The organism is Actinomadura logoneensis (genome assembly GCF_003428695.1).
Taxonomy (GTDB): domain Bacteria; phylum Actinomycetota; class Actinomycetes; order Streptosporangiales; family Streptosporangiaceae; genus Spirillospora; species Spirillospora logoneensis.
This window is the reverse complement of the sequence record NZ_QURH01000992.1, coordinates 1-10717: the sequence shown is the minus strand read 5'-3', so window position 1 is coordinate 10717 and position 10717 is coordinate 1. Positions and strand designations below refer to the sequence as shown.

General features: G+C 68.7%; 12 protein-coding genes and 1 pseudogene. All 13 read right to left on the bottom strand.

The genetic code is table 11. The annotated features are described in order from the left end of the window. Positions 1–717 (bottom strand): 30S ribosomal protein S3 (gene rpsC, locus DZF91_RS33940; RefSeq protein WP_117361130.1); only part of this gene is annotated, 717 nt, incomplete at its 3' end. Then, positions 717–1094 (bottom strand): 50S ribosomal protein L22, encoded by a 378-nt coding sequence (rplV, locus tag DZF91_RS33935; RefSeq protein WP_117361129.1) that lies wholly within the window; start codon positions 1092–1094, stop codon positions 717–719. The genes rplV and rpsC, both read right to left, overlap by 1 nt. A 34-nt stretch (positions 1095–1128) precedes the next feature. Then, positions 1129–1410 carry a 30S ribosomal protein S19 gene (gene rpsS / locus DZF91_RS33930; RefSeq protein ID WP_030176138.1) on the bottom strand — a complete coding sequence of 94 codons (282 nt, stop codon included), beginning with the start codon at positions 1408–1410 and terminating at the stop codon, positions 1129–1131. 12 nt (positions 1411–1422) lie between these two features. Further along, entirely contained in the window at positions 1423–2256 is an 834-nt protein-coding gene (rplB, locus tag DZF91_RS33925) for a 50S ribosomal protein L2 (RefSeq protein ID WP_117361128.1), read from the bottom strand. A gap of 46 nt (positions 2257–2302) precedes the next feature. Continuing rightward, a complete protein-coding gene (gene rplW / locus DZF91_RS33920; protein WP_117361127.1) occupies positions 2303–2608 on the bottom strand; it encodes a 50S ribosomal protein L23 in 306 nt (101 codons plus the stop codon). 11 nt (positions 2609–2619) lie between these two features. Continuing rightward, positions 2620–3219 (bottom strand): 50S ribosomal protein L4, encoded by a 600-nt coding sequence (gene rplD, locus DZF91_RS33915; RefSeq protein WP_117361126.1) that lies wholly within the window; start codon positions 3217–3219, stop codon positions 2620–2622. Then, the gene (rplC, locus tag DZF91_RS33910) at positions 3216–3866 is read right to left on the bottom strand and encodes a 50S ribosomal protein L3 (RefSeq protein WP_117361125.1); all 651 of its coding nucleotides are present in this window, start codon (positions 3864–3866) and stop codon (positions 3216–3218) included. Before rplC ends, rplD begins: the two co-directional genes overlap by 4 nt. Before the next feature lie 13 nt (positions 3867–3879). Beyond that, a complete protein-coding gene (gene rpsJ, locus DZF91_RS33905; protein ID WP_018657599.1) occupies positions 3880–4188 on the bottom strand; it encodes a 30S ribosomal protein S10 in 309 nt (102 codons plus the stop codon). Positions 4189–4298: 110 nt separating this feature from the next. Then, the gene (tuf, locus tag DZF91_RS33900; RefSeq protein WP_117361124.1) at positions 4299–5492 is read right to left on the bottom strand and encodes an elongation factor Tu; all 1194 of its coding nucleotides are present in this window, start codon (positions 5490–5492) and stop codon (positions 4299–4301) included. A gap of 102 nt (positions 5493–5594) precedes the next feature. Beyond that, entirely contained in the window at positions 5595–7706 is a 2112-nt protein-coding gene (gene fusA, locus DZF91_RS33895; RefSeq protein ID WP_117361123.1) for an elongation factor G, read from the bottom strand. 43 nt (positions 7707–7749) lie between these two features. Further along, positions 7750–8220: a 30S ribosomal protein S7 gene (gene rpsG, locus DZF91_RS33890; RefSeq protein WP_067806994.1), complete on the bottom strand. Its 471-nt coding sequence runs from the start codon at positions 8218–8220 to the stop codon at positions 7750–7752. Beyond that, positions 8220–8594 (bottom strand): 30S ribosomal protein S12, encoded by a 375-nt coding sequence (rpsL, locus tag DZF91_RS33885; RefSeq protein ID WP_019632621.1) that lies wholly within the window; start codon positions 8592–8594, stop codon positions 8220–8222. Before rpsL ends, rpsG begins: the two co-directional genes overlap by 1 nt. A 572-nt stretch (positions 8595–9166) precedes the next feature. After that, a pseudogene (locus DZF91_RS33880) lies at positions 9167–10717 on the bottom strand (hypothetical protein); the annotation flags it as partial.

Here is a 10717-nt window from a genome sequence, read left to right as displayed (position 1 = left end):
GCCGCCGCCGCCACGACGCTCACGACGCTCGCCGCCGCGACCGCCACCGGCGGCGCGCTGCTGCGCGGCCTGGGCCTCGCGCTCGGCGCGGGTCTGGGCGGCCTCGCCCTTGTAGATCCACACCTTCACGCCGATGCGGCCGAACGTCGTCCGGGCCTCGTAGAAGCCGTAGTCGATGTCCGCGCGCAGCGTGTGCAGCGGGACCTGGCCCTCGCGGTAGAACTCGGACCGGGACATCTCCGCGCCGCCGAGACGGCCGGAGCACTGCACCTTGATGCCCTTGGCGCCGGACTTCATGGCGGACTGGATCGCCTTGCGCATCGCGCGGCGGAACGCCACGCGGGAGCTCAGCTGCTCCGCCACGCCCTGCGCGACGAGCTGGGCGTCGATCTCGGGGTTCTTGACCTCGAGGATGTTCAGCCGGACCTGCTTGCCGGTCAGCTTCTCCAGGTCGCCGCGGAGGCGCTCGGCCTCCGCGCCACGCCGGCCGATGACGATGCCCGGACGCGCGGTGTGGATGTTCACCTCGACGCGGTCACGGGTGCGCTCGATCTCGACCTTGGAGATGCCCGCCCGGTCCATGCCCTTGGAGAGCATGCGCCGGATCTGGACGTCCTCCTTGACGTAGTCCTTGTAGAGCTTGTCGGCGAACCACACGGACTTGTGGTCGGTGGTGATGCCGAGCCGGAACCCGTGCGGGTTGATCTTCTGACCCACTACCGGGCCCTCCTCGTCTTCTTACCGCCGGCCGCGGCGACCTCGTCGCGCGGGGCGACGACCACCGTGATGTGGCTCGTCCGCTTGTTGATGCGGTAGGCACGACCCTGGGCGCGGGGACGGAAACGCTTGAGCGTCGGTCCCTCGTCCACGAACGCGTGGCTCACGACCAGCGTCTCGGTGTCGAGCTTGAAGTTGTGCTCGGCGTTGGCGATGGCACTCGCGAGCACCTTGCCCACGGGCTCACTCGCCGCCTGAGGGGCGAACCGCAGCACCTGCTGCGCCTCCGCGGCAGGCAGGCCGCGGATGAGGTCCACCACGCGCCGAGCCTTCATGGGCGTGACACGGATGAACCGTGCCTGGGCCCTGGCTTCCATCGCTGTTCCCTCTCTCCTACAGATTCCTGCCCGCTCAGCCGCGACGGCTGCGGCGGTCTTCCTTGACGTGGCTGCGGAACGTGCGCGTCGGCGCGAACTCGCCGAGCTTGTGCCCCACCATGGCGTCGGTGATGAACACCGGGACGTGCTTGCGGCCGTCGTGCACGGCGATCGTGTGACCGATCATGTCCGGCACGATCATGGAGCGCCGCGACCACGTCTTGATGACGTTCTTCGTCCCCTTCTCGTTCTGGGCGTCCACCTTCTTGATCAGGTGGTCGTCCACGAAGGGGCCCTTCTTAAGGCTACGTGGCATTGCGAGCGACTCCTACCGCTTCTTCTTGCTGCGACGACGGACGATGAGACGGTCGCTGGACTTGTTCGCCTTGCGAGTCCGGCCTTCCTTCTTACCGTTCGGGTTGACCGGGTGGCGGCCGCCGGAGGTCTTGCCCTCACCACCACCGTGCGGGTGGTCGATCGGGTTCATGGCCACACCGCGGACGGTCGGGCGCTTGCCCTTCCAGCGCATACGGCCGGCCTTGCCCCAGTTGATGTTGGACTGCTCGGCGTTGCCGACCTCGCCCACCGTGGCGCGGCAGCGGACGTCCACCATGCGCATCTCGCCGGACGGCATACGCAGCGTGGCGTACTTGCCCTCCTTGGCGAGCAGCTGGACGCCGGCGCCCGCGGACCGGGCGATCTTCGCACCGCCGCCGGGCCGCAGCTCGATGGCGTGGATGACCGTACCGGTCGGGATGTTGCGAAGCGGCAGGCAGTTGCCCGGCTTGATGTCCGACCCGGGGCCGTTCTCGACCCGGTCGCCCTGCTTGAGCCCCTGCGGCGCGAGGATGTACCGCTTCTCACCGTCGGCGTAGTGCAGCAGCGCGATGCGGGCGGTGCGGTTCGGGTCGTACTCGATGTGAGCGACCTTCGCCGGAACGCCGTCCTTGTCGTGCCGGCGGAAGTCGATCAGCCGGTACGCGCGCTTGTGCCCGCCGCCCTGGTGGCGAGTGGTGATGCGGCCGTGGTTGTTACGGCCGCCCTTCTTCGGGAGAGGACGCAGCAGCGACTTCTCCGGCTCGGTGCGCGTGATCTCGACGAAGTCGGCCACGCTGGAGCCGCGACGACCCGGGGTCGTCGGCTTGTACTTTCGGATGCCCATCTTTTTCGTGCAATCCCTTAGTTCACGCTTCGGGGCTCGGACCTCGTCAGGAGGTCTGTCCGCCGAAGATGTCGATCGGCTGCTCGCCCTCGGCCAGGCTCACGATCGCGCGCTTGGTGCTCTTGCGCTGGCCGTAGCCGAAGCGGGTCCGCTTGCGCTTACCAGGACGGTTGATCGTGTTGACGCCGGCCACCTTGCGGTCGAAGATCGCCTCGACGGCCTGCTTGATCTGCGTCTTGTTCGCGTCCGGGCGGACGATGAAGGTGTACTTGCCCTCGTCGAGCAGCCCGTAGCTCTTCTCCGAGACGACCGGCGCGATGATGATGTCGCGGGGGTCAGAGATCTTGTTCATGTCTGCCCTCGTTACTTCTTCACGCGCGCGAGGAACGACTCGTACGCCTTCTGGGTGAAGACCACGTCGTCGTTCACGAGCACGTCGTAGGTGTTGAGCTGGTCATCGACGATGACGTGCACGCTCGGCTCGTTGCGCAGCGACTTCCAGGTCAGCTCGTCCTCACGGTCGAGCACCAGGAGCACGCGCTTGGCCTCGGTCACGCCGCGCAGGGCGGCGAGCGCCGTCTTCGTCTTCGGGGTGTCGCCGTCGAGGAGACCGTCGACGACGTGCACCCGGCCGTAGCGGGCGCGGTCCGAGAGCGCGCCGCGGAGCGCGGCGGCCTTCATCTTCTTGGGCGTCCGCTGCGAGTAGTCGCGCGGCTGCGGGCCGTGGACGGTGCCACCGCCGGCGAACTGCGGCGCACGGGTCGAACCCTGGCGCGCGCGGCCGGTGCCCTTCTGCCGGTACGGCTTCTTGCCACCGCCGGAGACCTCGCCCCGGGTCTTGGTGGAGTGCGTGCCCTGCCGAGCCGCCGCGAGCTGGGCGACGACGACCTGGTGGATCAGCGGAACGCTGGTCTTGGCGTCGAAGATCTCGGCGGGCAGGTCGATGTCGAGCTTGGAGGTCACTTGCCCGTCCCCTTCACTGCGTCGCGGACCAGGACCACGCCGCCGTTGGGACCGGGGACCGCACCCTTGATGAGGAGCAGACCCTTCTCCGCGTCGATCGCGTGGACGGTCAGGTTCTGGACGGTGGTACGGGCGTTGCCGTGCCGTCCCGCCATGCGGAGGCCCTTGAAGACGCGACCGGGGGTCGCGCAGCCGCCGATCGAACCCGGCGAGCGGTGCTTGCGCTGGGTACCGTGCGAGGCGCCGAGGCCCTTGAAGCCGTGGCGCTTCATGACACCCGCGGTGCCCTTGCCCTTGCTGGTGCCGGTCACGTCGATCTTCTGGCCGGCCTCGAAGACGCTGGCGGTGATCTCCTGGCCGAGTTCGTACTCGGTGGCGTCGTCAACGCGCAGCTCGACCAGGTAGCGGCGCGGCGTGACGCCGGCCTTCTCGAAGTGGCCCGTGCGCGGCTTGTTGACCTTGCGCGGGTCGATCTGGCCGAAGCCGATCTGAACGGCGGTGTAGCCGTCCTTCTCCTGGTCCTTGAGCTGGGTGACCACGCACGGCCCGGCCTGGACGACGGTTACCGGAACCATCCGGCCCTCATCGTCGAAGACCTGGGTCATGCCGAGCTTCTCGCCCAGGACGCCCTTCCTCTGCGTACTCATTTTGGTGCGTCCCTCAGAGCTTGATCTCGATGTCAACGCCGGCCGGAAGGTCGAGTCGCATCAGCGAGTCGACCGTCTTGGGCGTCGGGTCGATGATGTCGATCAACCGCTTGTGCGTGCGCATCTCGAAGTGCTCGCGGCTGTCCTTGTACTTGTGCGGCGAGCGGATGACGCAGTACACGTTCTTCTCGGTCGGCAGCGGCACCGGGCCCGCGACCTTGGCGCCCGTCCGCGTCACCGTCTCAACGATCTTCTTCGCGGAGGTGTCGATGACCTCGTGGTCGTAGGCCTTGAGCCGGATGCGGATCTTCTGTCCCGCCATGGTGGCCTCGGTGTCCTTTGCTGGTAGTGCCGCTGTTGCTTCTTGGTCGTGGAACGGCGGGCCGACTTGGCGTTCCAGGCCAGTGGTCAGCCCGCCGAACTACGAGAGTGTTACTTGATGACCTTGGTGACGCGACCCGCGCCGACCGTCCGGCCACCCTCGCGGATGGCGAACTTCAGGCCCTCCTCCATGGCGACGGGCTGGATCAGCTCGACGCGCATCTCGGTGTTGTCGCCCGGCATGACCATCTCGGTGCCCTCGGGGAGGTACACGACGCCGGTCACGTCCGTGGTACGGAAGTAGAACTGCGGGCGGTAGTTGTTGAAGAACGGCGTGTGGCGGCCGCCCTCGTCCTTGGACAGGATGTAGACCTGAGCCTCGAACTCGGTGTGCGGGGTGTTGGTGCCCGGCTTGATGACACACTGGCCGCGCTCGACGTCCTCGCGCTTGATGCCGCGGAGCAGGAGGCCGACGTTGTCGCCCGCCTGGCCCTGGTCGAGCAGCTTGCGGAACATCTCGACACCGGTGACGGTGGTCTTGGACGAGGAGTCCTTGATGCCGATGATCTCGACTTCCTCGTTCACGTTGACCACACCGCGCTCGATGCGGCCGGTGACGACGGTGCCACGGCCGGTGATCGAGAAGACGTCCTCGATCGGCATCAGGAACGGCTTGTCGGTGTCACGCTGCGGCTCGGGGACGTTCTCGTCCACGGCGGTCATGAGCTCGAGGATCGACTCGGCCCACTTCTCGTCGCCCTGCAGCGCCTGGAACGCGGAGACGCGGACCACGGGGACGTCGTCGCCCGGGAACTCGTACTCCGACAGCAGCTCGCGGACCTCGAGCTCGACGAGCTCCAGGATCTCCTCGTCGTCCACCATGTCGCACTTGTTCAGCGCGACGACGATGTAGGGGACGCCGACCTGGCGGGCCAGGAGCACGTGCTCCTTGGTCTGCGGCATCGGGCCGTCGGTGGCGGCGACCACCAGGATGGCGCCGTCCATCTGCGCCGCACCGGTGATCATGTTCTTGATGTAGTCGGCGTGACCCGGGCAGTCGACGTGCGCGTAGTGGCGCGACTCGGTCTGGTACTCGACGTGCGCGATCGAGATGGTGATACCGCGCTCGCGCTCCTCCGGCGCCTTGTCGATGTCCTCGAACGGCGTGAAGGGGTTGATGTCCGGGTACTTGTCGTGGAGCACCTTGGTGATCGCCGCGGTAAGCGTGGTCTTACCGTGGTCGATGTGCCCAATGGTGCCGATGTTCACGTGCGGCTTGGTCCGCTCGAACTTGGCCTTCGCCACTGGTTGCTCCTTGTTGCGATCCTCGGCCTGCTGAAGGCCGCTTCGTGTGCTGGCTGGGTGACTGTGCTGGCTCGACGACCGTCGCCGGGCCTGGACCGGCTGCTACTCGCCCCGGGCCTTGGCGATGATCTCCTCCGCGACGTTCCTGGGAACCTCGGCGTAGGAGTCGAACAGCATGGTGAAAACAGCCCGGCCCTGGGTCTTGCTGCGCAGATCACCCACGTAGCCGAACATCTCCGAGAGGGGCACGAGCGCCTTGACGACCCGCATCCCCGCGCGCTCGTCCATGGACTGGACCTGGCCGCGCCGGGAGTTGATGTCGCCGATGACGTCGCCCATGTTCTCCTCGGGCGTGGTGACCTCGACGGCCATCAGCGGCTCCAGGATGGTCGCCCCGGCCTTGCGGGCGGCCTCCTTGAACGCCATGGAACCGGCGATCTTGAACGCCATCTCCGAGGAGTCCACCTCGTGGTAGGCACCGTCGAGAAGGGTGACCTTCACGCCCACCATCGGGTAGCCGGCGAGAACACCGAACTCGGCGGCCTCCTGGCAGCCCGCGTCGACCGACGGGATGTACTCCCGCGGGATGCGGCCACCGGTGACCTTGTTCTCGAACTCGTAACCGTCGTTGCCCTCGCCCAGCGGCTCGAGGTTGATGATCACGCGACCGAACTGACCGGAACCACCGGTCTGCTTCTTGTGCGTGTACTCGACCTTCTCCACGGAGCGCGTGATGGTCTCGCGGTACGCGACCTGGGGCTTGCCGACGTTGGCGTCGACCTTGAACTCCCGCTTCATGCGGTCGACCAGGATCTCCAGGTGGAGCTCGCCCATGCCGGAGATGACCGTCTGGCCGGTCTCCTCGTCCGTGCGGACCTGGAAGGAGGGGTCCTCCTCCGCGAGCCGCTGGATGGCGGTGCCGAGCTTCTGCTGGTCGGCCTTGGTCTTCGGCTCGATCGCCACGTGGATGACCGGCGCCGGGAAGTTCATCGACTCGAGGACGATCGGGTCCTTCTCGTCGCTGAGGGTCTCACCGGTGGTGGTCTGCTTCAGACCCATGACGGCGACGATGTCGCCGGCGCCCACCTGGTTGATCTCCTCGCGCTTGTTGGCGTGCATCCGGTAGATCTTGCCGATCCGCTCCTTGCGCTCCTTGACGGAGTTCAGGACCGAGGAACCGGCCTCCAGCACGCCCGAGTAGACGCGGATGAAGGTCAGCTTGCCCAGGTGCGGGTCGGACGCGATCTTGAACGCCAGGGCGGAGAACGGCTCGTCCTCGCTGGCGTCGCGGTGCAGGACCTTCTCCTCGTCGCGGACCGCGTGGCCCTCGACGCCGCCGTCGTCCAGCGGAGAGGGGAGGTAGCGCACGATCGCGTCGAGCAGCGGCTGGACGCCCTTGTTCTTGAACGCGGTGCCGGTCAGCACCGGGAACAGGTTGCCCGCGATGGTGGCGCGGCGGATCGCCGGGTAGAGCTGCTCCACGGTGGGCTCGGTGCCCTCCAGGTACAGCTCCATGATCTCGTCGTCGGCCTCGGCCAGCGTCTCGATCAGCTTGTCGTGCCACTCCTGGGCGGCCTCGAGGTGCGTGTCGGGGATGTCGACCGTGTCGTACATCTCACCGAGCTTGGCCTCGGCGTTCCAGAGCAGGGCCTTCATCGTGACCAGGTCGACGACGCCCTTGAAGTCCGCCTCCGCGCCGATCGGGAGCTGCATGACCAGCGGGGTCGCGTTGAGGCGGTCCTTGATCATGTCGACGCAGCGGTGGAACTCCGCGCCGACCCGGTCGAGCTTGTTGACGAAGCAGATCCGCGGGACGCCGTAGCGGTCCGCCTGGCGCCACACGGTCTCGGACTGCGGCTCGACGCCCGCGACACCGTCGAACACCGCGACGGCACCGTCCAGGACGCGCAGCGACCGCTCCACCTCGATGGTGAAGTCGACGTGGCCCGGAGTGTCGATGATGTTGATGGTGTGCTTGACGTCCTCGACCGGCCAGGTGCAGGTGGTGGCCGCGGAGGTGATGGTGATGCCCCGCTCCTGCTCCTGCTCCATCCAGTCCATCGTGGCCGCGCCGTCGTGGACCTCACCGATCTTGTAGCTGATGCCCGTGTAGTACAGGATCCGCTCGGTGGTGGTGGTCTTGCCGGCGTCGATGTGGGCCATGATGCCGATGTTGCGGACCTTGGAGAGGTCTACACCGGTTTTGGTAGCCACTTTCGTCCTCGCGTCGTCTCGTCGTAAGTCAGGATCCGCCGGATTACCAGCGGTAGTGGGCGAAGGCCTTGTTGGACTCCGCCATCTTGTGCGTGTCCTCGCGCTTCTTGACGGACGCGCCGAGGCCGTTGGAGGCGTCGAGCAGCTCGTTCATCAGGCGCTCGGTCATGGTCTTCTCACGACGCTGCCGGGCGTAGAGCACCAGCCAGCGCAGCGCGAGAGTGGTGGAGCGGGCGGGCCGGACCTCGACCGGGACCTGGTAGGTCGCGCCGCCGACACGGCGGGAACGGACCTCCAGGGTCGGCTTGACGTTGTCCAGCGCGCGCTTGAGCGTGACGACCGGGTCGTTGCCGGTCTTCTCGCGCGCACCCTCCAGGGCGTCGTAGACGATGCTCTGCGCGATGGAGCGCTTGCCGTCCAGGAGAACCTTGTTGATCAGCGCGGTGACCAGCGGCGAGTTGTACACCGGGTCCGCGATGAGCTGGCGCTTGCCAGCAGGGCCCTTGCGCGGCATTAGCTCTTCTCCTTCTTGGCGCCGTAGCGGCTGCGCGCCTGCTTGCGGTTGCGGACGCCCTGGGTGTCCAGCGACCCGCGGATGATCTTGTACCGAACGCCCGGGAGGTCCTTCACTCGGCCGCCGCGCACGAGCACGATCGAGTGCTCCTGCAGGTTGTGGCCGACGCCGGGGATGTAGGCCGTGACCTCAATCCCGCTGGTCAGCCGGACACGGGCGACCTTGCGAAGCGCAGAGTTCGGCTTCTTGGGCGTCGTCGTGTAGACGCGCGTGCAGACTCCCCGGCGCTGGGGGCTGCCCTTGAGCGCCGGCGTCTTGTTCTTGGTCACCTTGTCCTGGCGGCCCTTTCGGACCAGCTGCTGGATCGTGGGCACCGCGTCTCCGTCTTCCTCGTACCGAGCCGGTAAGTCTTGTTCTGCCTGAGCCCCGCATGGACGAGGCCCGTCATCACCACCTCGTTTGAGGCTGTGACCTGCCGGTTTCCCGACCTCTCCGACCCACGCGGTCGGGCGTGTCGCATCCTGCTCACCCAAAAGATGACCGTGATCCGACACGAGACCGCCCGGCCCACTGCATGGGCCGAAACAAGCCGGGGAGTTTGCTGCGGCGCCGGGCCGTCCTGTCAAATCGCAGGACCCTGCCGCTGCGCACGCAGATTGGCCCGCACACAGCGGGCACAAGCCAAGAGGTTACCGACCACTTCGCGAAAGGTCAAAGCGAACGGTCCACTATCGCGAGCGACCCCTCCGGCGCAAGCTCGCGACGCCCCTACGGGCCATCTTCCCGTAGTCACAACGGGCGAACGCCGACGGGATGTTCCCGTCGTGTGACGCAAATCCCGTCGGCGTTTCGCGTCTCCGTCCCGGGCCGCCGCGGCTCCCCGGTCAAGGAACCCGGCCCGGAACTTTGCGTGTCACCGCCCTGGGCGGACACGCGGCGGCTCCGGTCAGAGGACGAAGGCCACGACCAGCACCACAAGGATGACCGCGACGACGGCCGCACCGCCGACGATGAGCAAGAGCTGCTTGTTGCCCTTGCCGCCGTCCTGCTTGGAGGGAGTCTGCTGGTAGCCGGGGTAGGGCTCGCCGCCCTGGGCGGGCTGCCCGTACTGCTGCGGCCCGCCGAACTGGCCCTGGCCCTGCGCGCCTTGGCCCCCCTGGCCGCCCTGGCCGCCCTGGCCGCCCTGCGCCTGCCCGTAGGACGCCGCGGGCTGCCCGTACTGGCCCTGGCCGAACTGTCCCTGCTGACCCACCTGCCGGGTCTGGTCGAACTCCCCGGGCTGGCCCTGCTGGCCCGGCTGCGGCTGCTGGCCGTACTGCCCTTGCGGCTGGGCTCCCTGGCCGAACTGCCCCTGGTCCTGCTGGCCGTAGGGCTGCTGGCCGTACTGGCCCTGCTGGGCGGGCGCGCCCCACTGCTGCTGGCGGCCGACGTCCATCCGCGTCGCGTCGCCGAGGCCCTCGGCGGGCTGCGGCGCGTGATGCCGTCCCTGCGCGGCCGGGTCGAACGCCTGGGTGGGCAGACCGTCCTCGGCCTGCCGCTGGTCGACGCCGCCACCGAACCCGGAGGAACCCGCCGGACCGGACGGACCGGACGGGTCGTGGCCGGCGACGGGCGCGCCGAGATCCGCCTCGGGCGGCGGGACCATCATCGTGCGCTCGTGGTCGGCCTGCTGACCGGCGACCGGGCGGCCGGGCTGCGGGCTCGCCCACGGCTCCGGGACGTCGGGCGCGGCCGGGGCCTGCCACGGCTCGGCCGGACGCCGCTCCGGACCCGACGCCACCGGGACGTCCGGGCCGGGCGACCACGCGACGGTGGCCTGGTCGTCGACCTTCGGAGCCTGGCGGCCCGGCTCGGCGGCCGGGGACGCGGCGGGGCCGGGGACGATGAGCGTGCGCTCCTCGCCCTGCTGGGCGTGCGGCTCGGCGGCAGGGGCCTTCGGCTCCGCGGGCGGCGCGAACGGCTCCGGGTAGGCGGCCTGCGGCGGAGCGAACTGCTGCTGGCCGGGCTGCCCGTACTGACCCGCGTCGGGCTGCTGCCCGTAGGGCTGCTGAGGGTAGGCGGGATCCCCCGCCGGCGACTGCCCCTGCTGCTGCGGGGCGCCGTACCCCTGCTGGGCGCCGTGGCCCTGCTGCGCTCCGTGGCCCTGCTGCGCTCCGTGCCCCTGCTGGGCCTCGTAGCCCTGCGGAGCTCCATAGCCCTGCTGGTCGTACGGCTGCTGGTCGTACGGCTGCTGGCCGAAAGGCGGCGGCGTGGGCGGTCGGCCGTACGGCTGCTCCCCTGGACGGGGGGCGGGTGCGCCGTATCCGCCTTGCGGGTCGCCGTACCCGCTTTGGGGGTCGCCGTGCTGCGCGCCGGGCGCGGCCTGCGGCTCGTGCGGCGGCGTCGGCGGCTGCTGTCCGACGACCGGCATGGACTCGATCATCGTGGGCGGGGCGGCGGGCGGCGCGGGCCGCTCCGGACGGGCCGGACCCGCGGCGCCGGACGGGGACGGCTGTCC